Below are 24,734 nucleotides of genomic sequence, written 5' to 3' on the forward strand. Positions count from 1 at the left end.
AGGCAAGGCCGATACCTGTGCTGAATGGAGGAACTGGCAAAGAGGCACAGGATGATCAGGCGAATTCAGGTACAGGCGCTGCGCGTTGGGATGTATGTGCACAAGCTGGAGGTTTTCTGGCTCAAGCATCCGCTCGTCCACAACGACATGTTGCTGACCACCGATCTGCAGATCCAGGTGATTGCAGAAAACGGCATTAAAGAAGTCTGGATCGATCTGTCTAAAGGGCGGGCGCCGGACGAAACAGAATCAGAGATTGAAGAAGACCAGGCGGACGTGCCGCGTGGTCCCATCAGCATGCATCAAGAAGTTGAGCAGGCGCAGGCGATTTGCCTGAATGCCAAAGGGCAGGTAATGGATATGTTCAGCGATGCCCGGCTGGGACGTACCATTGACACTGTCAGCACGCTGCCGCTGGTGGATGAAATCGGCGGATCGATCAGCCGGCATCCTGCCGCGCTGCTGAGCGTGGTGCGGCTGAAAACCCATGATGATTACACCTATCTGCATTCGGTCGCCGTCTGCGCGCTGATGGTGTCGCTGGCCAGGCAGCTGCAGCTGGAAGAAGAGCAGGTGCGGCGGGCGGGAACCGCCGGGCTGCTGCATGACGTGGGAAAAGCCGGGATCTCACTGGACATCCTCAACAAGCCCGGCAAGCTGACCGACGACGAGTTCGACATCATGAAACAGCATCCGGTGATTGGCGAAGCGCTGCTGCGAAAAAGCGGCGGCGGCGAAGATCTGCTGGACGTGGCGTTACACCACCATGAAAAATTCGATGGCCGTGGCTATCCGCATGGCCTGGCCGGTGAAAAAATCTCGCTGCTGGCGCGGATGGCGGCGGTCTGCGACGTCTATGATGCGGTGACCTCTAACCGGCCTTATAAAGCAGGCTGGAATCCGGCCAGCGCCATGCACCAAATGGCCAGCTGGGAAGGGCACTTCGACCGCAAGGTGTTTTTCGCCTTTGTGAAGGCGGTGGGCATCTATCCGGTGGGCTCCACCGTGCGTCTCGCCTCAGGACGCATTGCGGTGGTCGCCGAGCCGGGCGGAGGCTCACTGCTGCAACCCAAAGTCTGCGTCTTCTATTCCCTGGTCACCAATCAGAGGCTGTCACCGGAGATCGTCGACCTCGCCGATCGCTTCTGCTGGGACAGCATCACCGGCCCGGAAGAGTCCACGAACTGGCACGGCATCAATGTTGACGCGCTGTGGATGAAGCCGGTAGCCTGAAGGTCGAGTAAAGGCGGATCGTTCCGCCTGAACAATTACCCGTTTCACTCACAGTTTTTCCGAGTCATTCCCGCTATACATTTCGCCTTTCTCCTATGTCTTTTTCCCCAGTAATTTGGCAGGCTGGATGCATCGATCCGGGCTCAAAGCCGCGTATTGTCTGGCAGAGTCGGGATCAGCGTCTATACTGAATGCTGATATTGCTGCGTTTTCCTCGTGCGTTGTGGGTGATCAGATACGCCATCTGACCCTCCCCCGTGAGTTGGGCCGTAACACAGCCTGATGAACGTATCGCCGTAACACACTCAATCAGGAGGAATACTTTGAACACCCAGAATGAATCCGCGCCCCCGTTATCCGCCAGCGGCCGGTATGCTTTTTTCTTCGATGTCGATGGTACTCTGGCTGCCATTCAGTCCCGTCCGGATGAAGTGTTTATCCCCGGAGAAGTGATTTCTCACCTGGACCGCCTCAGCCGCCTGACCGATGGCGCGCTGGCGCTGGTTTCGGGCCGGCCGATGTCTGAGCTGGACGCGTTAGTCGCACCCTTACACCTCCCACTGGCTGGCGTTCACGGTGCTGAACGACGCGACGGCCAGGACAACATTGAACGCCTGTCCCTGCCGGATGACGTCGCCCGTTCGCTCTCTGCTTTACTGGGCGACGCGATGGCAAAAATGCCGGATACCCAACTTGAAACCAAAGGAATGGCCTTCGCGCTGCACTACCGGCGTGCGGAACACTATCAGCAGGACGTGCTGGCGCTGGCCGAGGCGATGGTCGAACGTTTCCCGGTGCTGGCTCTGCAACCGGGCAAATGTGTGGTTGAACTGAAACCGAAAGGCGTCAGTAAAGGGGCTGCGATTGACGCGATCATGCAGCAGGCCCCGTTCGCCGGCAGAACGCCTGTGTTCATCGGCGACGATGTGACAGATGAAGCCGGATTTAAGGTTATCAATGCTATGGACGGCATCGCCATTAAAGTGGGCGAGGGACCAACGGAGGCCGGCTACCGGTTACCGGACGTCGCTGCGGTTTACCACTGGCTTGAACAAACACTATTACAACTAGATCAAGACGAAACAACGTCGGTAAGGAGTCAAGGTTATGAGTCGCTTAGTAGTCGTATCTAACCGCATCGCTGTACCTGATGGGACCAAGGCCAGCGCAGGCGGTCTGACTGTCGGGATCGTGGATGCCCTGAAAACCACCGGTGGACTGTGGTTTGGCTGGAACGGCGAAATCAATGAAATCGGTGAAGATGACGAAGATATGGACCTGTTCGAACAGGACAACGTCACCTACGCCTCTTTCGGGCTGAATCAAAACGATTACGACCTGTATTATCTGCAGTTCTCCAATGCCGTGCTGTGGCCCGCTTTCCACTACCGGCTTGACCTGGTTAACTTCCAGCGTGAAGCGTGGGAAGGCTACTGCAACGTCAACACGCTGTTGGCTAACCGCTTGCTGCCGCTGCTGAAGCCGGATGATGTGCTGTGGATCCACGATTATCACCTGCTGCCATTTGCGGCCGCGCTGCGTAAGCTGGGCGTGAATAACCGCATCGGATTCTTCCTGCATATTCCGTTCCCAACGCCGGAAATCTTCAATGCGCTGCCGCCGCACAATGAGCTGCTGGAAATGATGTGTGATTACGATCTGCTGGGCTTCCAGACAGAAAGTGACCGCACGGCGTTCCTCGAATGCCTGTCGCTGATGACGCAGTTGCAGACTGACGGCAAGCAGCATCGCGCCTTTGGCAACACCTTCGCCACTGAGGTCTACCCGATCGGCATCGAGCCAGACAGCATTAAAGAGATGGCGGAAGGGCCATTGCCGCCGAAGATGGCTGCAATGAAAAAAGATCTGGGCGATGCGAAAAACATCATTGCCTGTGAGCGTCTGGATTATTCCAAAGGGCTGCCTGAGCGTTTCCTCGCTTATGAAGCGCTGCTGGAGAACTATCCTGAGCATCACGGCAAGATCCGTTATTCGCAGATTGCCCCGACCTCGCGCGGTGACGTGCAGGCCTATCAGGACATTCGCCATCAGCTGGAAACGGAAGCCGGGCGCATCAACGGCAAATACGGCACGCTGGGCTGGACGCCGCTGTATTACCTTAATCAGCACTTCGATCGCCGTCTGCTGATGAAAATCTTCCGCCTGACCGATATTGGTCTGGTGACGCCGCTGCGCGATGGCATGAACCTGGTGGCGAAAGAATATGTCGCCGCACAGGACCCGAACGATCCGGGTGTGCTGGTGCTGTCTCGCTTTGCCGGTGCCGCCAACGAGCTCACCTCCGCACTGATTGTGAACCCTTACGATCGTGATGAAGTGGCCGCCGCGTTGAACCAGGCAGCGACCATGTCGTTGAACGAGCGTATCTCTCGTTATAACGACATGATGGCCGTGCTGCGCCGCAACGATATCAGTAACTGGCGTAAAACCTACCTGAAGGATTTGCAGGCTGTAAAGCTGCGCACACCGGAGCAGGGGGAGGCCAATAAGGTCGCCACCTTTCCGCGACTAGCATAATCTGTGCCAGTAACCAAAAGGGCGATCTCAGATCGCCTTTTTTTCGACCAAAATCAGCACCATAAATGAGACAGGGGTCTAAGTTTTCCTAAAAAAAGAGCCATTTATAAGAAAAATAACGAAAATTGACCCTTTTCACTAAAGATTGTCTGCAGAGTGCCGATACTTACCCTGATAGCTCACAATTCCGCTAAAACATTCATATCACTAATGTAACTGCCGATTACATCCCTTTACACGCCCTAAACACAAGCCGGATAAGGCTTACGAAACGCTATCGCTTACTGATAGAAACCTGCGCTATGTCACATTTCAGTCATCATACACATCCCTGACAGTCACCTTTCGTGACTATTTTGTGATCGCTACTTACCTCGCATATCCAGCATTAAATTCTGATTATTTTTGTCAACATAGATAGTTGAGCTGATATTGATCTAAATCACGCACCCGTTCCGTTTAATACTCGTAACCAGAATCGTTTTCATTTGGAAATGTTCCAAACATGTTAAAAACTGACAAAAAGGGGGTAAATTGATTAGTTAGTGAACTAATCAACAGTATCGCTGAAGGGTTATTTTAGTTAAATTACCCCAAAAGTGTGATCTGCGTCACACTTTATCTAAAATTTGGCCTGGCCCTCGTTGTATGTCGAAATCAGAGGGGATAGAGTTGCCTTGTTTTCGGAATAGTCCTAAAAGGTAGTAAGAAAAGTCTGACTCTAAGGTCAGATAAAGCGGACGGAAAACAGGGAAGCAGTACTGGCAAAATGAGTTAATGACTACTTTCTGGACAGGCGCTATTTGGCACCTTACAGCTTCGCAAACGTTTGGCTTCTGCCACTAAATTATTTGCCAACTTAGCTCTACAAATCAGCAACCAAGGTAGCGGCGTAATCCGCAAACGTTTAAGTAGTGTCAGTCAGGATGGAAAAAAAAATGGGTACATCAGAATTACTCAAACATATTTACGACATCAACTTGTCTTATTTATTGCTTGCACAACGCCTCATTAACCAGGAAAAAGCCTCTGCGATGTTTCGTCTCGGTATCGATGAAGCGATGGCAGATACACTTTCTCAATTAACTTTGCCTGAAATGGTGAAGTTAGCTGAAACGAATCAGCTTGTTTGTCAGTTTCGTTTTAACGACCACAATACAATTACTCGCTTAACGCAGGAATCACGCGTGGACGATTTACAGCAAATCCACACCGGTATTCTGTTATCCAGCCGTTTATTACGCACCGTGTCGGGTAAAAGCGACGAGTTGCCTAAAAAGAGAGCGAGCTAATGAGTGAAAAAAGTATTGTCCAGGAAGCGCGCGATATTCAATTAGCGATGGAGTTGATCTCGCTGGGCGCGCGTCTGCAAATGTTAGAAAGCGAAACGCAGCTGAGTCGTGGCCGTTTAATTAAATTATATAAAGAACTGCGCGGTAGCCCACCGCCGAAAGGCATGCTGCCGTTCTCAACCGATTGGTTTATGACCTGGGAACAGAACATTCACTCTTCTATGTTCTGTAACGCCTGGCAGTTCCTTCTCAAAAGCGGGTTGAGCAAGGGTGTGGACGCGGTAATCAAAGCGTACCGACTCTATCTCGAACAGTGCCCGCAACAGGACGAAGGCCCGCTGTTGGCGCTGACCCGCGCCTGGACCTTAGTCCGGTTTGTTGAGAGCGGAATGCTCGAACTGTCCGATTGCAAAAGCTGCAACGGCAGTTTCATCAACCACGCACACCAGCCAGTTGGCAGCTTTGTCTGCAGCCTGTGCCAGCCGCCATCCCGTGCGGTAAAAAGACGTAAACTTATCGGGGAATCTGCCGATAACATTTCACAACTGCTGGAGGAAGAGATTAAACAAGCCGTTTAATTCTCCTCACAACGTGGAATGCATCCAGCAGCGGTTATTTAACCGCTGCTTTTTTTTTGCCTGCGGCGGGTAGAAACATCCTGAAGCGCTCTTCTTCAACCCACACGTCACCAGACGTAAGGATTTAGTGTGTTAATTATTATTGGGTATATCCTGGTACTCGGGTCGGTGTTGGGGGGCTACGCGATGGTCGGTGGCCACCTTGGCGCTCTCTATCAACCTTCAGAATTGTTGATCATCGGCGGCGCCGGTATTGGCGCATTTATCGTGGGGAATAATGGCAAAGCCATTAAAGCCACCATGAAGGCACTGCCATTATTAATGCGCGGCTCAAAATATAACAAAGCCGTCTATATGGATCTGATGGCCTTGCTGTACCGCATTATGGCCAAATCCCGCCAGCAGGGCATGTTATCACTGGAAGCGGATATTGAAAGTCCGCAGGAAAGTGAAATTTTTGCTAATTACCCGCGCATCCTTGCCGATAAAAGATTAGTGGACTTCATTACCGACTATTTGCGTCTGATGGTCAGCGGCAATATGAACGCCTTTGAAATCGAAGCGCTGATGGACGAAGAGATTGAAACCTACGAACACGAATGCGAAGTGCCGGCAACGGCGCTGCAAACGGTAGGCGATTCTCTCCCGGCTTTCGGCATCGTGGCGGCGGTAATGGGGGTGGTACATACGCTGGCATCCGCCGATCGCCCGGCAGCAGAGTTAGGGGCATCGGTCGCACACGCGATGGTGGGAACCTTCCTCGGCATTCTGTTGGCCTACGGATTTATCTCTCCGTTGGCCGGGGTGTTACGCCAGAAATGTGCAGAAACCACCAAGATGATGCAGTGCATCAAAGTGACGTTGCTCTCCAGCCTGAATGGCTATGCGCCGCAAATCGCGGTTGAGTTTGGTCGTAAGACGCTGTACTCAACCGACCGACCGTCGTTTACCGAGCTGGAGGAGCATGTCCGTAACGCAAAATCACCAGCGAAACAGACTTCAGACCAGGACGCATGACGCATGAAGCATAACAATCACCCCATTATTCTGGTTAAGAAAAAGAAGCATAAAAGACATGAGGGCGGTCACGGCTCATGGAAGATTGCTTATGCCGACTTTATGACCGCGATGATGGCTTTCTTTATGGTGATGTGGCTGCTGTCGATCGCGAACCCTCAGGAATTGGTGCAGATTGCCGATTACTTTAAGACGCCGTTGAAAGTGGCACTGACCGGCGGTTCAAAAAGTAGCGAAAGCATCAGCGTGATCCCCGGCGGTGGCGAGGACCCAACTCAGAAATCGGGCGAGGTCCACAAGGTGGTGGATATGGATGCGCAGAAACGCAAGCTGGATGAAATCCGTCTTAACCGTCTGCGTGAGAAGCTCGACCAGCTGATCGAATCGGATCCACGGTTGAAGGCCCTGCGTCCCCATTTGATCATCAATATGGTGGAAGAGGGGCTGCGTATTCAGATTATCGACAGCGAGAACCGGCCGATGTTTAAAACCGGTCGCGCGGAAGTTGAGCCGTATATGCGCGATATTTTGCGGGCAATTGCACCGATCCTGAACGATATACCGAACAAAATCAGCCTTGCCGGCCATACCGATGATTTTCAGTATGCCAACGGCGACCGCGGATACAGTAACTGGGAACTGTCTGCCGACCGCGCGAACGCCTCACGGCGTGAGCTGGTCACCGGCGGACTGGATAGCGGCAAGATGCTGCGCGTGGTCGGGATGGCCGACACCATGAGTTTAAAAAACCGCGGCGCGGATGATGCTGTAAACCGTCGAATCAGTCTGCTGGTGTTGAACCACGACACGGAGCTGCAGATTGAGAAAGAAAACTCGGAGAGCGACGCGACGCAAATCAGCGACAGCAATGCGGGCAGTCTTAAAGAAATCGTCGCACCGGCACTCCCTGCCGATGCCACAAAAAAACCAGACCCTCAACCCCCAGTGGCTGAGCCAGCAGGCGATCAGGTAAAACCGACAGCATCCGCTCCGGCTAACCCGGTACCGGCGGCCCAGACCGATCGCGACTCACAGCAGAGGTGATCCCGTGAGCATGGATATTAGCGATTTTTATCAAACGTTTTTCGATGAAGCCGACGAACTGTTGGCCGATATGGAACAACACCTGCTGGGGTTAGACCCACAGGAACCGGATTCGGAACAGCTTAACGCTATCTTCCGTGCGGCCCACTCGATTAAAGGCGGGGCGGGTACCTTTGGTTTCACTGTGTTACAGGAAACCACGCATATTCTGGAAAATATTCTCGACGGCGCTCGTCGCGGCGAAATGCAGCTGAGCACCGATATCATCAACCTGTTTTTGGAAACCAAAGATATTATGCAAGAACAGCTGGATGCCTATAAAACCGCCACGGAACCCAATGCCGCGACGTTTGAATACATCTGTCAGGCGCTGCGCCAGTTAGCGTTAGAAGCCAAGGGTGAAGTGATTGAACCGCCTAAAACGCTGGCAGCCGCGGCGAACGCGCCTGTGGCGGCCGCCGGTCTGAGACTGGCGCTGGTGGACCTGAAACCGGCAGAAATTCCATTAATGCTGGAAGAACTGGGGAATCTGGGCACCGTTTCTGACGTGGTGAAAGGCGAAACCTCGGTTGAAGTGACCCTTGACTCTACCGTCGATCAGGATGACATCGTGGCGGTGCTGTGCTTTGTGATTGAAGAAGCGCAAATCCAGTTCCTGACGGCGCCGTCAGCAGCAAACGTGGTTGAGCCAATCGTTGAAGCGGAGGCTGAAGAGCCGGCCGCACCGCTGGCCACGGTCACCGACATTACGCCGGCGAAACGTGAAGCACCGAAAAAAGCGGCCGCCAAAGCCAGCGAATCCACCAGTATCCGCGTTGCGGTAGAGAAAGTGGACCAGCTGATTAACCTGGTTGGCGAACTGGTTATCACCCAGTCGATGCTGGCGCAGCGTTCCGGTGAACTGGATCCGGTTGCCCACGGCGACCTGCTGAACAGCATGGGACAGTTAGAACGTAACGCCCGTGACCTGCAGGAATCGGTGATGTCCATCCGTATGATGCCGATGGAATATGTCTTCAGCCGCTTCCCACGTCTGGTGCGCGATTTGGCCAGCAAGCTGGGTAAAGAAGTGGAGCTGACCCTGCAAGGCAGCTCGACCGAGCTGGATAAGAGCCTGATCGAACGCATTATTGACCCGTTAACGCACCTGGTGCGTAACAGTCTGGATCACGGTATCGAAACCCCGGAAAAACGTCTGGCCGCTGGCAAAGACGCCATCGGTAACCTGATCCTGTCCGCGGAACATCAGGGCGGCAACATCTGCATCGAAGTGGTTGATGACGGTGCCGGTCTGAACCGTGAACGTATCCTGGCGAAAGCGCTGTCGTCTGGCCTGCCGGTCAGCGAATCGATGAGCGATGAAGAAGTGGGCATGCTGATCTTCGCCCCTGGCTTCTCCACGGCGGAGCAGGTGACTGACGTCTCGGGTCGCGGTGTCGGCATGGACGTGGTGAAACGAAATATCCAGGAGATGGGCGGTCACGTCGAAATCTCCTCGAAGCAGGGTAAAGGCACCACCATTCGTATTCTGCTGCCACTGACGCTGGCCATCCTCGACGGCATGTCCGTTCGCGTGGCTAACGAAGTGTTCATTCTGCCGCTGAACGCGGTGATGGAATCGCTGCAACCGCTGGCAGACGATCTGCATCCGCTGGCCGGTGGCGAGCGCGTGCTGGAAGTGCGGGGTGAATACCTGCCGCTGGTTGAGCTGTGGAACGTGTTCGATGTGCAGGGCGCAAAAACCGAAGCAACGCAGGGCATCGTGGTGATCCTGCAAAGCGCCGGTAAACGCTATGCGATGCTGGTCGATCAGCTGATTGGCCAGCACCAGGTGGTGGTTAAAAATCTGGAAAGCAACTATCGCAAAGTGCCGGGTATCTCGGCAGCAACCATCCTCGGTGATGGCAGCGTGGCGCTGATTGTCGACGTATCGGCTCTGCAGTCTCTCAACCGTGAAAAGCGTGTGGCGGGAGCCGCAGCCTGACTTTAACCGATTAAGGGTAGAATTATGAATGGAATGGCAACTGTCTCTAAACTCACTGGCGAAACCGTAGGTCAGGAGTTCCTGGTGTTTACGCTGGGTGACGAAGAATACGGCATCGATATTTTGAAAGTGCAGGAGATCCGCGGTTACGATCAGGTTACCCGCATCGCCAACACGCCTTCCTTTATCAAAGGCGTGACCAACCTGCGCGGCGTTATCGTGCCAATCATCGACCTGCGCATTAAGTTCGCGCAGTCCGATGTCGGGTATAACGAAAACACCGTGGTGATCGTGTTGAATCTGGAACAGCGCGTGGTCGGTATCGTGGTTGACGGCGTGTCTGACGTGCTGTCACTGACCCAGGATCAGATCCGTCCTTCCCCGGAATTCGCCGTAACCATGTCGACCGAATATCTGACCGGCCTGGGTGCACTGGGCGATCGCATGTTGATTCTGGTCGATATTGAGAAGCTGCTGAACAGCGAAGAAATGGCGTTAGTCGACGTGCTGCGTAGCGCCTGATAACCGTTGTTTTTCCTGTTGAAAAAGGGCCTTGCGCAACACGCAGGGCCCTTTTTTTAGTTACAATATTATTTCGTCTTTGTTTTATATAGCAAAATAAATCCCCGTAAAATATCTCTCTCACAACATAAAGTATGGCCCTGAAAAGCCGATAGATCCGGTGTTGTTTTTTACTTTTACACACCAAGGGTTCTCTATGTTCACACGCATCAAAGTGGTCACCAGCCTGCTGCTGGTCCTGCTCGTTTTTGGCTCATTGCAGCTGATCTCTGGCGGCATATTTATTGGCGCGCTGACCAGCGATAAAGACAGTTTTTCCATTGCGCAAAATTCCAGTGACAACGTGGCGTCCTTCACCGACGCGTGGATTGCACTGAACCAGACCCGCATCACCCTGAACCGCGGCATGCTGCGTCTGCAGAGTGAAACGGCCAACAGCATCAACAGCGCGTCGCTGACCGCGATTTCCGATCAGGGTAAGAAACTGCTGGCTGATGCCGACAAATCTTACGCGCGCTATCAAGCCATCCCGAACACCAAGGGTGTTGACCCGAAAGTGGTTGATGACCTTGAGCAGAACTACGTCAGCTATTCCAAAGCGCTGTCGACCATGCTGGATTTGATGCAGAGCAAGCAGCTGCCTGAGATGTTCAAACTGAACATCGAGCAGAAGCAGAATGATATGCAGCAGGCCTATACCCTGTGGCGTACTGCCCTGAATGAAATCACCGTGCAGGGCGTGAAGGCCAACGAAGCGGCGTACAGCAAAATGCTGTGGGTGATTGGCACCATCATGGTACTGGTTGTCGCGCTGATCGCCCTGTGCTGGGTGGGCCTGCGCAAGATCCTGATTACGCCATTACAGAACAACATTGCCCACATCAGCCACATTGCGGGCGGCGACCTGACGCATACCATCGAAGTAGAAGGCCGTAATGAAATGGCCCAGCTGGCAAACAGTTTGCTGGAGATGCAGCAGTCGCTGGTGCGTACCGTTAGCGACGTGCGCGACGGTTCCGATGCGATCTATACCGGTGCCAGTGAAATTGCCGCCGGCAATAACGATCTGTCTGCCCGTACCGAGCAGCAGGCTGCCTCGCTGGAAGAAACCGCAGCCAGCATGGAGCAGTTAACCGCGACCGTGAAGCAGAACGCCGAAAACGCCCGTCAGGCCTCTCAGCTGGCGCTTAGCGCGTCTGAAACCGCGCTGAAAGGCGGCAAGGTGGTGGATGGCGTGGTGAAAACCATGAGCGACATTGCCGGCAGTTCGAAGAAAATTGCTGACATTACCAGCGTGATCGACGGGATTGCTTTCCAGACCAACATCCTGGCGCTGAACGCTGCGGTGGAAGCGGCGCGTGCCGGCGAGCAGGGTCGTGGCTTCGCAGTGGTTGCCGGTGAAGTGCGTAACCTTGCCCAGCGCAGTGCGCAGGCGGCGAAAGAGATCAAAGGGCTGATTGAAGACTCCGTGGCGCGCGTTGACAGCGGCACCGTGCTGGTGGGTACCGCAGGCGAAACCATGGCGGATATCGTCAGCGCCGTGACCCGCGTGACCGACATTATGGGCGAGATTGCCTCTGCCTCTGATGAGCAGAGCAAAGGCATCGACCAGGTTGGCACCGCCGTGACCGAAATGGACCGCGTGACGCAGCAGAACGCCTCGCTGGTGGAAGAATCCGCCACGGCGGCCGCCGCGCTGGAAGATCAGGCCAGCCGTCTGACGCAGGCCGTCGCGGTATTCCGCGTGCGCAAAGAGTCCGGTTTCACATCGGCGGCGAAAGCCAGCACCGTGAAACGGGCAGCATCGCCGGTGGCGCGCAAAGCCTCCGCGCCGGTTGCCTCGGACAGCAACTGGGAAACCTTTTAATCCGCTCTCCGCAGTAAAAATGCCGTCATAAGATTATCCGCTGAGCGATCGGCGGATATCTGCATAAAGATCCCATTCCCTTTGCCGATAACAGTGCCAGTTGTTTCCCCTTCCTGAGGTAGTCATGTTCAAACGGATAAAGGTTGTTACCGGCCTGGTCAGCGTACTGGTGCTGTTTGCGTTGCTGCAGTTTGGCACCGGCGGATTGTTTTTCCATACGGTCAAGAATGACAAAGATAATTTTGCGTTTAACCAGCGTCTGCGCGCGTTACAGCAGTCGATGGGCACCTCCTGGGTCTCTCTGGTTCAGGCGCGTAATACCCTGAACCGCGCCGGTATCCGCTACCTGCAGGATGCCAATCAAATGGGTTCGGGTGCCACGGTGAAGGAACTGCTGGTACTGGTACAGCAAGAGCTGGATATCGCCGACAAATCGATGGCGGTATTTGATTCCAACCTGTCCGAGAAGGGCAAAACCGCCGAGAACGTCAAGCAGCTGCATGCCAATTACAAGCAGCTCCACGATGCGCTGGCCGACCTGATTGTGATGATGCAGACCGGCAAGTTCACCGACTTTATCGCTCAGCCAACCCAGAGCTACCAGAATCAGTTTGAAAAAACCTATAACGACTGGCTGGAAACCAATAACCAGCTGACCGCCGAGGGCGTTGAGGCCAACAGTCGCGCTTACGAGCATACCCTGTGGCTGCTGTTTGCGGTGCTGGTGATCTCTCTGCTGGTGATCGCGCTGGCCTGGAGCGGCATCTATAAAATCCTGCTGCGTCCGTTACGCACCAATATCGAACATATCCGCCATATCGCCAGCGGCGATCTGACCCAGTCAATCGAGTCAGAAGGGCGCAACGAAATGACCCAGCTGGCCGACAGCCTGCGTGAAATGCAGCAGTCGCTGGTCCGCACGGTCAGCGATGTCCGCGACGGTTCCGATGCGATTTATACCGGCGCCAGCGAAATCTCCGCCGGCAATAACGATCTCTCCTCGCGTACCGAACAGCAGGCGGCCTCGCTGGAGCAAACTGCCGCCAGTATGGAGCAGCTGACCGCCACGGTGAAGCAGAACGCCGAGAACGCCCGTCAGGCCTCTCAGCTGGCGCTCAGCGCCTCAGAAACCGCGCAGAAAGGCGGCAAGGTGGTGGATGGCGTGGTGAAAACCATGAACGACATCGCCGGAAGCTCTAAGAAGATTGCTGACATTACCAGCGTCATCGACGGCATTGCCTTCCAGACCAATATCCTGGCGCTGAACGCCGCGGTGGAAGCGGCCCGTGCCGGTGAGCAGGGACGTGGCTTCGCGGTAGTGGCAGGCGAAGTGCGTAACCTGGCCCAGCGCAGCGCGCAGGCGGCAAAAGAGATTAAAGGGCTGATTGAAGACTCCGTGGCCCGCGTCGATACCGGCTCGGTGCTGGTGGAAAGCGCCGGAGAGACCATGGCCGATATCGTCAGCGCGGTGACCCGCGTCACCGACATCATGGGCGAAATCGCCTCGGCGTCGGACGAGCAGAGCAAGGGCATCGACCAGGTGGGCACCGCCGTGACCGAGATGGACCGCGTCACCCAGCAGAACGCCTCACTGGTGGAAGAGTCTGCGGCAGCCGCCGCCGCGCTGGAAGAACAGGCCAGCAGACTGACTCAGGCGGTCGCCGTATTCAGAATTCGTAAAGAAAATGTCATCCAGGCCGTTAATACCAGTAAGGCAAATAAAAACCCACTGTTAATGCCGGCAGCCGCACCGCGCAAAGCGCTGGCCGCACCGACATCCAACGATAATTGGGAAACTTTCTAACAGACTTTTTTGCCGCTCATCTTGGGCGGCAAAACCTGGAGGCTTTGATGGTGAGTCGTATACGTATTTCTACCGCAATTTTCCTGCTGTTGGGGTTGTTCTGCGTGATGCAGATTGTCGGTAACGGTTTGTCTTTTAATTCTTTCCGCCTTGATGCCCGCAACTTGCAGGACGTCGAAGTGAGCAGTAATCAGCGTGAAGCGCTGGGCGAAACCTGGGCGGCCTTACTGAGCGCTCGCGTCACCCTGAGCCGCGCCGGAACGCGTGCCGCACTGAGTTTACCGCGCGATCAGGTAACAAGTTTGATGGCAAAGGCTCAGGAAGATCTGAATGCTGCCGATAATGCTTTTAAGCGCTTCAATGCGATCCCGGAAACCACACCGGCGGGTGGCGCGCTGAAAAAGTCGATGAATGAGGCCTATGACGTTTATGCCCACGAACTTTCTCAGCTGATTGCCTATTTACAGAATTACCAGTTACAGGACTTCCTCGACTCGCCGACGCAGGGCAAGCAGGACAAATTTCAGGTTCAGTACAACCAGTGGATGAAGCACATCGATCTGCTGCGCGAACACGCTAACCAGGCCGGGAAAGGCTTTTATGCCCAGTCGAAAATTATCTTTATCGTGGCGGTGGTGCTCTGCCTGTTAGTGACCTTCAGCGGTATCTGGTGGGTGCGCCGTGCGGTTATCGCGCCACTGTCCAGAATGCGTGGCCACTTTGAACGTATCGCCTCGGGCAACCTGGGCGGCACCATCGAAACGGAAGGGCGTAATGAGCTCAGCCAGCTGTTTATCAGCCTCAACGCCATGCAGAAATCATTGGCAGAGACGGTCAGCAGCGTACGTGATGGCACGCACGCCATGCACACCGGCATCCGTGAGATTGCGTCAGGCAACAACGATTTGTCTGCCCGTACCGAGCAGCAGGCCGCGTCACTGGCCGAAACCGCCGCCAGTATGGAGCAGCTGACCGCTACCGTGACCGGCAATGCCGAAAATGCCCGCCAGGCTTCTCAGCTGGCGAAAGAGGCCTCAACCACCGCCCATAAAGGCGGGCAGTTGACCGGCAAAGTGGTCACCACCATGAGTGAGATTGCCAGCAGCTCGAAGAAAATTGGCGATATCACCGGGGTGATTGACGGCATCGCGTTCCAGACCAACATCCTGGCGCTGAATGCCGCGGTGGAAGCGGCACGCGCTGGCGAGCAGGGCAGAGGCTTTGCGGTGGTCGCCGGCGAAGTTCGCAACCTGGCGCAACGTAGCGCGCAGGCGGCAAAAGAGATTAAAGCGCTGATTGAAGCGTCGGTGGATCGCGTCGATCAGGGCGCGGTGCTGGTGGCTTCAGCGGGCGAAACCATGGACGAGATTGTGCAGTCGGTGACGCGCGTCAACGACATCATGGGCGAAATAGCTTCAGCCTCTGATGAACAGCGTCGCGGCATTGAGCAGGTTGCACAGGCAGTCAGCCAGATGGATCAGGTAACACAACAGAACGCCGCGCTGGTAGAGGAAGCGGCAGCAGCCACAGAAGCCCTTGAAGCTCAAGCTGACCATCTGACGGGCACGGTGACCAGATTTACACTGGACGCAGAAGGCCAGCCAGGTTATCCGGACGGCATACAGGGAATATAGCTGTGTTTTACCCCCTTAATCAGTACGTTGCAGGGTAGCCCTACATGAAAAAATCGACGTTGTTAGCCCCGCAGGAGAACGCCACGCTGCTGTCCCAGATGGTTCAGCGCCTGCCGTTATCGGATACGCACTTTAAGCGTATCAGTCAGTTGATCTACCAGCGTGCTGGCATCGTTCTCGCCGATCACAAGCGGGAGATGGTTTACAACCGGCTGGTCCGGCGGTTGCGGATGTTGGGTATCGACGATTTTGGTCGTTACCTTGCGCTGCTGGAGAGTGATTCCAACAGCCCGGAGTGGCAGGCGTTTATTAACTCGCTGACCACTAACCTGACGGCATTTTTCCGTGAGGCGCACCACTTCCCGATTCTGGCCGAACACGCCAAACGCCGGGCGGGCAGTTTTAACGTCTGGTGTGCGGCGGCCTCCACGGGTGAAGAACCGTACTCCATCGCCATGACGCTGGCGGAAACGCTGGGCGCAGGGCCAGGGAAATTCCAGGTCCATGCCAGCGACATTGATACGCAGGTGCTGGAGAAGGCGCTGAGCGGTGTTTATCGCCAGGAAGAGTTACGCACGCTGTCTCCACAGCAGCTGCAACGTTTCTTCTTCCGGGGCACCGGCCCGCATTCCGGGATGGTAAGAGTCCGTCCCGAGCTGGCAAACACCATTAATTTTGCTCAGCTGAATCTGCTGGGCAGCGAGTGGGCGCTACCGGGCCCGTTCGACGCCATTTTTTGCCGTAATGTGATGATCTATTTCGATAAAGAAACACAGGAAAAGATCTTACGGCGTTTTGTCTCGATGTTGAAACCCGGCGGGATCCTGTTCGCCGGTCACTCCGAGAACTTTAGCCAGATCAGTAAAGAGTTCTATCTGCGCGGCCAGACAGTCTACGGACTGACTAAGGAAAGATAATGGGAAAAATCAGAGTGTTATGTGTTGATGACTCTGCATTGATGCGACAGCTGATGACAGAAATCATTAACAGCCATGCAGATATGGAGATGGTCGCCTCGGCACCGGATCCTTTAGTGGCAAGGGACATGATCAAAGAATTTAACCCGGACGTGCTGACGCTGGATGTGGAAATGCCACGCATGGACGGACTGGATTTTCTGGAAAAGCTGATGCGCCTGCGGCCGATGCCGGTGGTGATGGTGTCGTCGCTGACCGGGAAGGGATCGGAAGTGACGCTGCGTGCGCTGGAGCTGGGTGCCGTGGACTTCGTTACCAAGCCGTCGCTGGGGATCCGTGAAGGGATGCTGGCCTACAGCCAGATGATTGCGGATAAGGTCCGCGCGGCCTCCCGAGCAAAACTGCATGCGCGTGGCGCGCAGCCTGCGCCGGTGATGCTGAAAGCGGGGCCGTTGCTGAGCAGTGAAAAGCTGATCGCCATTGGCGCTTCAACCGGCGGAACCGAAGCGATTCGCCATGTGCTGCAGCCGTTACCGGCGACCAGCCCGGCACTGTTGATTACTCAGCATATGCCACCTGGCTTCACCCGTTCATTTGCCGAGCGCCTGAACAAGCTCTGTCAGATCACGGTGAAAGAAGCGGAAGACGGTGAGCGTATTCTGCCAGGCCACGCGTACATCGCGCCGGGTGCCATGCACCTTGAGCTGGTGCGCAGCGGGGCGAACTATCAGGTCAAACTGAACGAAGGACCGCCGGTCAATCGTCATAAACCGTCGGTGGACGTCTTATTTAAGTCGGTGGCGCAGTACGCCGGTCGTAACGCCGTCGGGGTGATCCTGACCGGTATGGGTAACGACGGTGCCGCCGGATTGCTGGCGATGAACAAGGCAGGTGCCTGGACCATCGCGCAGAACGAAGCAAGTTGTGTGGTATTTGGCATGCCAAGAGAGGCAATCGCCCTCGGGGGAGCCAGTGAAGTGGTGGATCTTCACCAAATCAGTCAGCACATGCTGGCCAAAATTAGCGCCGGACAGGCATTACGTATTTAACGCAGCGCCCGTCCAGCGGGCTACAAAAAAACGGGAGTGGGTATGGTTGATAAAAATATGCGGTTTCTGGTGGTCGACGACTTCAACACGATGCGTCGTATCGTCCGTAACCTGTTAAAAGAACTCGGCTTCAACAACGTTGAAGAAGCTGAAGATGGTGTGGATGCGCTGCACAAGCTGCGTGCCGGTGGATTTGATTTCGTGGTGTCTGACTGGAACATGCCCAACATGGACGGTCTGGAACTGCTGAAGACCATCCGTGCCGATGCGGCTATGGCCAAGTTACCGGTGTTGATGGTCACGGCGGAAGCCAAAAAAGAGAACATTATTGCGGCTGCTCAGGCTGGTGCCAGCGGCTACGTCGTTAAACCTTTTACAGCAGCGACCCTTGAAGAGAAGTTAGGCAAAATCTTCGAAAAGCTGGGTATGTAAGGAGCCGAGATGAGCACACTTCCGACACCAAATGTTGATGCGGCTTCTGCCAACGACATTATCTCCCGAATTGGTTCGCTGACGCGGATGTTACGCGACAGCCTGCGTGAATTGGGACTGGATCAAGCTATTGCTGAAGCGGCGGAAGCAATTCCGGATGCCCGCGACCGCCTGGATTACGTAGTGCAAATGACCGCTCAGGCGGCAGAACGCGCGTTGAACTGCGTGGAAGCTTCACAACCACGTCAGACGCTGATGGAAGATGGAGCGAAGGCGCTGAAAGGCCGTTGGGATGAATGGTTTGAAAATCCTATCGAACTGGCGGATGCCCGCTCTCTGGTTTCGGATACCCGTGGCTATCTGGAGTCTGTGCCTGAACACACCGCTTTCACCAACGCACAGTTGATGGAAATTATGATGGCACAGGATTTCCAGGACCTGACCGGTCAGGTGATCAAGCGCATGATGGACGTTATCCAGGAAATCGAGCGCCAGCTGTTAATGGTGCTGCTGGATAACATGCCAGAACAGGCTTCCCGTCCGAAGAAGGATGTGGACAGCTTGCTCAATGGTCCGCAGATTAACGGTACCGCGCCTGGCGTGGTAGCGAATCAGGATCAGGTGGACGATTTACTGGACAGCCTCGGGTTTTAAGCTTGTCTGTGACAGGAGCTGGCGCCCGCCAGCTCCTGCTATTTTTACCATCCCGCAAATAACCCCCATTTTACGCGTTTACTCGCGGCATTATCCCTGCGCCAATTTGGCATGCTGGCACCTGAAATTCCGTATTGAAGGTAAGCTGCCGTGGCCGGAGACAGCGAAGAGGAAAAGACCGAATCCGCAACCCCCCACCGAATAGAAAAAGCACGAGAAGAAGGGCAAATTCCGCGTTCGCGCGAGCTGACCTCCGTGCTGATGTTGGTGGCGGGACTGAGTATTTTGTGGATCACCGGGGCGACAATGGCACGAAAGATCGGCGCGCTGCTGGCCGATGGGCTCAAATTCAACCATTCCGTGGTCAGCGACACCAGCCAGATGCTGCATTTACTGGGCAACCTGGTGCAGCAGGGGATCTTCACGCTGATCCCGATGATGGCCGGTTTAGTGCTGGTGGCGATTGCCGCGCCGATGCTGCTGGGCGGCGTGGTAATCAGCGGTAAAGCCATTAAGTTTGATGTTGGCAAGATGAACCCGATTAAGGGCATCGGCAAACTGTTCTCCGGCCAGACGGCTGCAGAGCTGTTGAAGTCGGTGCTGAAGGCGATTCTGGTCGGCTGCGTCACCTGGCTGTATATCCGTCATCACTGGCCCGATATGCTGCGACTGATCAGCGAATCACCGTATAACGCCTTAGCCAATTCGTTAAATATGATTGCGATGTGTAGCGTGCTGGTGGTGTTTGGGCTGTCGCCGATGGTGATGTTTGACGTGTTCTGGCAGCTGTACAGTTATTTCAAGGGCCTGCGCATGACGCGCCAGGATATCCGCGATGAGTACAAGCAGCAGGAAGGTGACCCGCACGTGAAGGGCCGCATTCGTCAGCAGATGCGCGCCGCCGCCCGCCGACGCATGATGGCGGATGTGCCAAAGGCCGACGTGATCGTCACCAACCCGACGCACTATTCCGTGGCCTTACAGTACGACGAACGCAAGATGAGCGCGCCGAAAGTGGTGGCGAAAGGGGCCGGCGAGATTGCCCTGCGCATCCGTGAGTTGGGCAAAGAACACCGCATTCCGATTTTAGAAGCACCGCCGCTGGCGCGTGCCTTATACCGACACAGTGAGATTGGTCAGCATATTCCGGGAACGTTATATGCCGCCGTCGCAGAAGTGTTGGCCTGGGTTTGGCAACTCCGTCGCTGGAAGCTGGAGGGTGGCCTGGCCCCGAAAAAACCTGACAATTTAACCGTCCCGGAAGGACTGGATATTGTCATAAGAGATGAAGACTAATGGCGAATCTGGCCGCAATATTACGGTTACCGAATTTTAAAGATACCCAATGGCAGGTGATGGCCGGGCCGGTATTGATTCTGATGATCCTGTCGATGATGGTGCTGCCGCTGCCGCCCTTCATTCTGGATCTGCTGTTCACCTTTAATATTGCGCTGTCGATCATGGTGCTTCTGGTGGCGATGTTCACCCAGAAAACGCTGGAGTTCGCCGCTTTCCCCACCATTTTGCTGTTCTCAACGTTACTGCGCCTGGCGCTGAACGTTGCCTCAACCCGTATCATTCTGATGGAAGGCCACACCGGTGCCGGTGCGGCTGGACAGGTAGTTGAAGCCTTTGGTCACTTCCTGGTGGGCGGTAACTTCGCCATCGGTATCGTGGTGTTTATCATCCTGGTGATCATCAACTTTATGGTTATCACCAAGGGTGCGGGCCGTATCGCCGAAGTGGGCGCGCGTTTCGTGCTTGACGGCATGCCCGGCAAACAGATGGCCATCGACGCCGACCTTAACGCCGGCCTGATTGGCGAAGAAGAAGCGAAAAAACGCCGTTCTGATGTGACCCAGGAAGCAGACTTCTACGGTTCAATGGACGGTGCGAGTAAGTTCGTTCGTGGTGATGCCATCGCCGGTATCATGATCATGGTGATTAACGTGGTCGGCGGGTTGTTAGTCGGCGTTATCCAGCATGGGATGGACGTGGGGCACGCGGCGGAAAGCTACACGCTGCTGACCATCGGTGATGGCCTGGTTGCACAGATCCCGGCGTTGGTGATCTCAACCGCAGCAGGTGTGATCGTCACCCGCGTCGGCACCGATCAGGATGTTGGCGAGCAGATGGTCACCCAGCTTTTCAAAAACCCGCGCGTCATGATGCTGAGTGCCGGCGTTCTGGGCCTGTTAGGCCTGGTGCCGGGCATGCCAAACCTGGTGTTCCTGATGTTCACCGCCGCCTTGCTGGGCCTCGCCTGGTATCTGCGCGGTAAAGAGACCAAACCGAAAGCGGCAGCCCCGGCGCCAACCAAACAGGTTGAAGCCTCTTCCAATACCGAAGCCTCCTGGGGCGATGTGCAGCTGGAAGATTCGCTGGGCATGGAAGTCGGTTACCGCCTGATCCCGATGGTCGACCATCAGCAGGATGGTGAGCTGCTGGGCCGTATCCGCAGTATCCGCAAAAAATTCGCCCAGGAGATGGGCTTCCTGCCGCCGGTGGTGCATATCCGTGACAACATGGATCTGCCGCCTGCGCGCTACCGTATCCTGATGAAAGGCGTCGAAATTGGCAGCGGTGATGCCTATCCTGGCCGCTGGATGGCGATCAACCCTGGCACCGCCGCCGGCACGCTGCCGGGCGAACCGACCGTCGATCCGGCGTTCGGTCTGGCTGCCACCTGGATTGACAGTGCGCTGAAAGAGCAGGCGCAAATCCAGGGCTTTACCGTGGTGGAAGCCAGTACCGTGGTGGCAACACACCTTAACCACCTGATTGGTCAGTACGCCAGCGAGCTGTTTGGCCGTCAGGAATCGCAGCAGCTGCTGGATCGCGTGACCCAGGAGATGCCAAAGCTGACCGAAGATTTGATCCCAGGGGTGATTTCCCTGACCACGCTGCATAAGGTGCTGCAAAACCTGCTGGCCGAGCGCGTTTCAATCCGTGATATGCGCACCATTATCGAGACGCTGGCGGAGCATGCTGCGGTACAAACCGATCCGCATGAGCTGACGTCGGTGGTTCGCGTTGCACTGGGCCGCGCCATTACCCAGCAGTGGTTCCCGGGTACCGGTGAAGTGCAGGTGATCGGGCTGGATACCACCCTTGAACGTCTGTTGCTGCAGGCGCTGCAGGGCGGTGGCGGACTCGAGCCGGGCCTGGCGGATCGTCTGATGGCGCAGGCGCAGGGCGCGCTGGATCATCAGGAATCATTAGGCGCACCGCCGGTGCTGCTGGTTAACCATCCGCTGCGTGCATTGCTGGCCCGCTTCCTGCGCCGCAATATGCCGCAGCTGATGGTGATCTCGAATCTTGAATTGAGCGATAACCGTAATATCCGCATGACGTCGACCATTGGAGGTCACTGATGAAAATGCTGCTACTGCTGCTCTGTTTCCCGGGCGTTGTCCTGGCCGCCGGCGGTGCCTGGCAGGCCAGCTCGATCGGGCCTGGCCTGCAAAATCGCGGGATGCAGGCGGCATCGCCGGCGCTGACCGCTTCTGAAGCGGTGGACGGTTCGATTACCGAAGTGGCCTGGCGCTATGTGGTTAACGGCCCGGTGCCTTCAGGCATGATGGTGCACCTGTGTGCCGAAACCCGCTGTGTGGCGCTCGACGGTGCCAGCGGCGCAACCCGCGGCCTGAGCAATCTTGCCGCTAACCAGAGCCTGCATTTTGTCTACGGCGTGCAGGGGAAAGGGCGACTAAACAAGGATCTGCGGGTGATCAGCAATCAGGTGATGGTCAACTACCACTGATTGCTGAACGGCAGGATCAAAAAAGGGGAGGATTACGCATCGTCCCCTTTTTTATTGCCGCGTCGGCGGTTACATTCTTTCTACCGTATCGATACCCAGCGTATCCAGACCCTGTTTCAGGGTTTTCGCCGTTAACAGCGCCAGCTTCAGGCGGCTCTGTTTGGTGGCTTCATCGTCGGCGGTCAGAATCGGGCAGTGCTCGTAGAAGCCAGAGAACAGGCCGGCCAGATCGTACAGATACGCACACATCACGTGTGGCGTACCGTCACGGGCAACCTGGGTGATGGTTTCTTCGAACTGCAGCAAACGCACCGCCAGCGCCGCTTCACGATCTTCAACGATTTGCGCGTTGCCGGTGACGCCAGTCTCATCAATCCCCGCCTTACGGAATACCGACAGCACACGGGTATAGGCATACTGCATATACGGCGCGGTGTTGCCCTCGAAGGCCAGCATGTTGTCCCAGTCGAAGATGTAATCGGTGGTACGGCTTTTGGACAGGTCGGCATACTTGATCGCGCCGATACCGACGCTGTTCGCCAGCGCCTTCAGCTCGTCGGCAGGCATGTCCGGGTTCTTCTCGCCAACCAGCTTAGTGGCACGCTCGACCGCTTCGTCCAGCAGGTCGGACAGCTTGATGGTGCCGCCCGCGCGAGTTTTGAACGGCTTACCGTCTTTGCCCAGCATCATGCCAAAGGCATGGTGTTCTAACGGCACCGACTCAGGCACGTAACCGGCTTTACGCACGATGGTCCACGCCTGCATCAGGTGCTGATGCTGACGGGAATCGATGTAATACAGCACGCGGTCCGCCTTGAGGGTTTCATAACGGTATTTCGCACAGGCGATATCGGTGGTGGTATAGAGGTAGCCGCCATCCTTTTTCTTGATGATCACACCCATCGGGTCGCCATCTTTGTTCTTGTACTCGTCAAGGAACACCACGGTGGCGCCTTCACTTTGCACCGCCAGACCTTTGGCCGTCAGATCGGCGACGATGCCCGGCAGCATATCGTTGTACAGGCTTTCACCCATCACGTCTTTGCGGCTCAGCGTCACGTTCATGCGGTCATAAATGATCTGGTTCTGCGCCATGGTGATATCGACCAGCTTCTTCCACATGGTGCGGCAGTATTCGTCGCCACCCTGCAGCTTAACCACATAGCCACGCGCGCGCTCGGCGAAGGCCGGATCTTCATCATAGGTGCGCTTCGCTTCGCGGTAGAACACTTCCAGATCCGCCAGCGCGTGCTCTTCGTGATGCTCGTTCTGCTGTTTCTCCAGGAAGGCGATCAGCATGCCGAACTGGGTGCCCCAGTCACCGACGTGGTTCGCGCGGATCACGTTGTGGCCGAGGAATTCCAGCGTACGCACCGCCGCGTCACCGATGATGGTGGAGCGGACGTGACCGACGTGCATCTCTTTCGCCACGTTTGGCGCGGAGTAGTCAATCACCACGGTTTGGGGGGCCACCGGCGCAACACCGAGGCGCGGCGCGGCGGTAACTGCATCAACCTGCACGGACAGCCACTGCTTGTCGAGGAAAAGGTTGATAAAGCCGGGTCCGGCAATTTCTACTTTGCTGGCAATGCCGGTCAAATCGAGATGCTTAAGGACTTCTTCCGCCAGTTGTCGGGGCGCCATAGCCAGCTTCTTGGCCACTGCCATGATGCCGTTCGCCTGGTAGTCACCAAACTGCACTTTGGCTGATTGTCTTACCTGCGGTTCGCAGTCGGCCGGAGCCCCTGCTGCGATCATCGCCTGACTGACTTTTTCTGAGAGAAGAGCCTGAATATTCACCGGGTTACCTTATATGCTAAAAAGCCTGCGTCGGGGCAAGCCATCATGCTGAACGACGCCAGGCCACAGAGCGATCTGTTGTACACTGGCACCGTCAAAAAAGAAGGGGAAAAGTATACTGCATTTCAGGCGGAGTTATCCAGGAACCTGATCATCGGAAGATGACGTGAGGGCGGCGGGAAACAGTGCTGTGACTGTTTCCCGCCAAAGTATTCAGGAACGGCGACGGGCTACGCGGTGAGGGCGATGCGGGCTGGCAACGGTGCTTTTATCGTTACGTACCTTCCAATGGCGGGCCAATGCAAACCCCATCATCGCAATCAGCACTGCAACTAAAATATACATAAGCATTATGCTTTTTCCTTGTGTGAGGGTGGGAACAAATCTATAAGAATCCACAATACCCTACAACGTCCCGACAGGGATTTAGGAATAGTCGCATTGTATAAATTTAACTAAACTAAAACAGAAAGTTAAAAGACATTTTCTAAATAATACGCTGGTCCTGAACCAGCTAAAACTGAGTATTTGCGTTAAATATCGTTATTAATAGGTACATTAATCCATAAAAATGCACTATTCATAACATTGGCTGGTCCGGTAATG

The 24,734-nt window shown here is 55.4% G+C and carries 21 protein-coding genes; 19 read left to right on the plus strand and 2 right to left on the minus strand.

Going from position 1 to position 24,734, the window contains the following annotated elements:
* Positions 1–51 precede the first annotated feature (51 nt).
* The 19 genes from AC0IXH_RS04175 (at position 52) to flhE (ending at position 22,328) form a co-directional block, all read left to right on the plus strand.
* Positions 52–1,233: an HD-GYP domain-containing protein gene (locus AC0IXH_RS04175; protein ID WP_206400710.1), complete on the plus strand. Its 1,182-nt coding sequence runs from the start codon at positions 52–54 to the stop codon at positions 1,231–1,233.
* Positions 1,234–1,556: 323 nt separating this feature from the next.
* Positions 1,557–2,366, plus strand: coding sequence for a trehalose-phosphatase (gene otsB, locus AC0IXH_RS04180; RefSeq protein ID WP_013202561.1), 810 nt, complete (start codon positions 1,557–1,559; stop codon positions 2,364–2,366).
* On the plus strand, positions 2,341–3,771 hold the full coding sequence (gene otsA / locus AC0IXH_RS04185; protein ID WP_346567564.1) for an alpha,alpha-trehalose-phosphate synthase: 1,431 nt from the start codon (positions 2,341–2,343) through the stop codon (positions 3,769–3,771). Before otsB ends, otsA begins: the two co-directional genes overlap by 26 nt.
* A gap of 938 nt (positions 3,772–4,709) precedes the next feature.
* On the plus strand, positions 4,710–5,063 hold the full coding sequence (gene flhD, locus AC0IXH_RS04190) for a flagellar transcriptional regulator FlhD (protein WP_041692028.1): 354 nt from the start codon (positions 4,710–4,712) through the stop codon (positions 5,061–5,063).
* Complete coding sequence (gene flhC / locus AC0IXH_RS04195; protein WP_013202558.1) at positions 5,063–5,641, plus strand: flagellar transcriptional regulator FlhC; 579 nt, start codon at positions 5,063–5,065, stop codon at positions 5,639–5,641. The genes flhD and flhC overlap by 1 nt, the downstream gene beginning before the upstream one ends.
* Before the next feature lie 129 nt (positions 5,642–5,770).
* Entirely contained in the window at positions 5,771–6,658 is an 888-nt protein-coding gene (gene motA / locus AC0IXH_RS04200; RefSeq protein WP_013202557.1) for a flagellar motor stator protein MotA, read from the plus strand.
* Between the two features lie 3 nt (positions 6,659–6,661).
* On the plus strand, positions 6,662–7,702 hold the full coding sequence (gene motB, locus AC0IXH_RS04205) for a flagellar motor protein MotB (protein WP_013202556.1): 1,041 nt from the start codon (positions 6,662–6,664) through the stop codon (positions 7,700–7,702).
* Positions 7,703–7,712: 10 nt separating this feature from the next.
* The gene (gene cheA / locus AC0IXH_RS04210) at positions 7,713–9,686 is read left to right on the plus strand and encodes a chemotaxis protein CheA (RefSeq protein WP_471721116.1); all 1,974 of its coding nucleotides are present in this window, start codon (positions 7,713–7,715) and stop codon (positions 9,684–9,686) included.
* A 24-nt stretch (positions 9,687–9,710) separates the two neighbouring features.
* On the plus strand, positions 9,711–10,208 hold the full coding sequence (cheW, locus tag AC0IXH_RS04215; RefSeq protein ID WP_013202554.1) for a chemotaxis protein CheW: 498 nt from the start codon (positions 9,711–9,713) through the stop codon (positions 10,206–10,208).
* A gap of 196 nt (positions 10,209–10,404) precedes the next feature.
* Entirely contained in the window at positions 10,405–12,075 is a 1,671-nt protein-coding gene (locus AC0IXH_RS04220; protein WP_471720033.1) for a methyl-accepting chemotaxis protein, read from the plus strand.
* A gap of 124 nt (positions 12,076–12,199) precedes the next feature.
* On the plus strand, positions 12,200–13,879 hold the full coding sequence (locus AC0IXH_RS04225; protein WP_013202552.1) for a methyl-accepting chemotaxis protein: 1,680 nt from the start codon (positions 12,200–12,202) through the stop codon (positions 13,877–13,879).
* A 47-nt stretch (positions 13,880–13,926) separates the two neighbouring features.
* Positions 13,927–15,513 (plus strand): methyl-accepting chemotaxis protein, encoded by a 1,587-nt coding sequence (locus tag AC0IXH_RS04230; protein WP_013202551.1) that lies wholly within the window; start codon positions 13,927–13,929, stop codon positions 15,511–15,513.
* Between the two features lie 44 nt (positions 15,514–15,557).
* Positions 15,558–16,430: a protein-glutamate O-methyltransferase CheR gene (gene cheR / locus AC0IXH_RS04235; protein ID WP_134824327.1), complete on the plus strand. Its 873-nt coding sequence runs from the start codon at positions 15,558–15,560 to the stop codon at positions 16,428–16,430.
* Positions 16,430–17,479, plus strand: coding sequence for a protein-glutamate methylesterase/protein-glutamine glutaminase (locus tag AC0IXH_RS04240; RefSeq protein ID WP_013202549.1), 1,050 nt, complete (start codon positions 16,430–16,432; stop codon positions 17,477–17,479). Before cheR ends, AC0IXH_RS04240 begins: the two co-directional genes overlap by 1 nt.
* A gap of 42 nt (positions 17,480–17,521) precedes the next feature.
* Complete coding sequence (gene cheY / locus AC0IXH_RS04245; protein WP_013202548.1) at positions 17,522–17,911, plus strand: chemotaxis response regulator CheY; 390 nt, start codon at positions 17,522–17,524, stop codon at positions 17,909–17,911.
* Between the two features lie 9 nt (positions 17,912–17,920).
* Entirely contained in the window at positions 17,921–18,565 is a 645-nt protein-coding gene (gene cheZ / locus AC0IXH_RS04250) for a protein phosphatase CheZ (protein ID WP_134824326.1), read from the plus strand.
* A 150-nt stretch (positions 18,566–18,715) separates the two neighbouring features.
* Entirely contained in the window at positions 18,716–19,861 is a 1,146-nt protein-coding gene (gene flhB / locus AC0IXH_RS04255; RefSeq protein ID WP_013202546.1) for a flagellar biosynthesis protein FlhB, read from the plus strand.
* Positions 19,861–21,939 carry a flagellar biosynthesis protein FlhA gene (flhA, locus tag AC0IXH_RS04260; protein ID WP_134824325.1) on the plus strand — a complete coding sequence of 693 codons (2,079 nt, stop codon included), beginning with the start codon at positions 19,861–19,863 and terminating at the stop codon, positions 21,937–21,939. The genes flhB and flhA overlap by 1 nt, the downstream gene beginning before the upstream one ends.
* Complete coding sequence (gene flhE / locus AC0IXH_RS04265) at positions 21,939–22,328, plus strand: flagellar protein FlhE (RefSeq protein ID WP_013202544.1); 390 nt, start codon at positions 21,939–21,941, stop codon at positions 22,326–22,328. Before flhA ends, flhE begins: the two co-directional genes overlap by 1 nt.
* A 69-nt stretch (positions 22,329–22,397) precedes the next feature.
* Here flhE and argS read toward each other — a convergent pair whose 3' ends face one another.
* Together argS and AC0IXH_RS04275 are read right to left on the minus strand one after the other, a co-directional pair.
* Positions 22,398–24,128 carry an arginine--tRNA ligase gene (argS, locus tag AC0IXH_RS04270; protein WP_134824324.1) on the minus strand — a complete coding sequence of 577 codons (1,731 nt, stop codon included), beginning with the start codon at positions 24,126–24,128 and terminating at the stop codon, positions 22,398–22,400.
* A gap of 213 nt (positions 24,129–24,341) precedes the next feature.
* On the minus strand, positions 24,342–24,479 hold the full coding sequence (locus AC0IXH_RS04275; protein WP_013202542.1) for a hypothetical protein: 138 nt from the start codon (positions 24,477–24,479) through the stop codon (positions 24,342–24,344).
* Positions 24,480–24,734: the final 255 nt, after the last annotated feature.

The sequence above is a fragment of the Erwinia sp. AC075 genome (assembly GCF_979253995.1).

Bases quoted from the DNA above. Each gene is read 5' to 3' on its own strand.
- AC0IXH_RS04175 (WP_206400710.1), top strand. From the start codon at position 52: ATGATCAGGCGAATTCAGGTACAGGCGCTGCGCGTTGGGATGTATGTG.
- otsA (WP_346567564.1), top strand. From the start codon at position 2,341: ATGAGTCGCTTAGTAGTCGTATCTAACCGCATCGCTGTACCTGATGGG.
- flhD (WP_041692028.1), top strand. From the start codon at position 4,710: ATGGGTACATCAGAATTACTCAAACATATTTACGACATCAACTTGTCT.
- flhC (WP_013202558.1), top strand. From the start codon at position 5,063: ATGAGTGAAAAAAGTATTGTCCAGGAAGCGCGCGATATTCAATTAGCG.
- motB (WP_013202556.1), top strand. From the start codon at position 6,662: ATGAAGCATAACAATCACCCCATTATTCTGGTTAAGAAAAAGAAGCAT.
- cheA (WP_471721116.1), top strand. From the start codon at position 7,713: ATGGATATTAGCGATTTTTATCAAACGTTTTTCGATGAAGCCGACGAA.
- cheW (WP_013202554.1), top strand. From the start codon at position 9,711: ATGAATGGAATGGCAACTGTCTCTAAACTCACTGGCGAAACCGTAGGT.
- AC0IXH_RS04220 (WP_471720033.1), top strand. From the start codon at position 10,405: ATGTTCACACGCATCAAAGTGGTCACCAGCCTGCTGCTGGTCCTGCTC.
- AC0IXH_RS04225 (WP_013202552.1), top strand. From the start codon at position 12,200: ATGTTCAAACGGATAAAGGTTGTTACCGGCCTGGTCAGCGTACTGGTG.
- AC0IXH_RS04230 (WP_013202551.1), top strand. From the start codon at position 13,927: ATGGTGAGTCGTATACGTATTTCTACCGCAATTTTCCTGCTGTTGGGG.
- cheR (WP_134824327.1), top strand. From the start codon at position 15,558: ATGAAAAAATCGACGTTGTTAGCCCCGCAGGAGAACGCCACGCTGCTG.
- AC0IXH_RS04240 (WP_013202549.1), top strand. From the start codon at position 16,430: ATGGGAAAAATCAGAGTGTTATGTGTTGATGACTCTGCATTGATGCGA.
- cheY (WP_013202548.1), top strand. From the start codon at position 17,522: ATGGTTGATAAAAATATGCGGTTTCTGGTGGTCGACGACTTCAACACG.
- cheZ (WP_134824326.1), top strand. From the start codon at position 17,921: ATGAGCACACTTCCGACACCAAATGTTGATGCGGCTTCTGCCAACGAC.
- flhA (WP_134824325.1), top strand. From the start codon at position 19,861: ATGGCGAATCTGGCCGCAATATTACGGTTACCGAATTTTAAAGATACC.
- flhE (WP_013202544.1), top strand. From the start codon at position 21,939: ATGAAAATGCTGCTACTGCTGCTCTGTTTCCCGGGCGTTGTCCTGGCC.
- AC0IXH_RS04275 (WP_013202542.1), bottom strand. From the start codon at position 24,479: ATGCTTATGTATATTTTAGTTGCAGTGCTGATTGCGATGATGGGGTTT.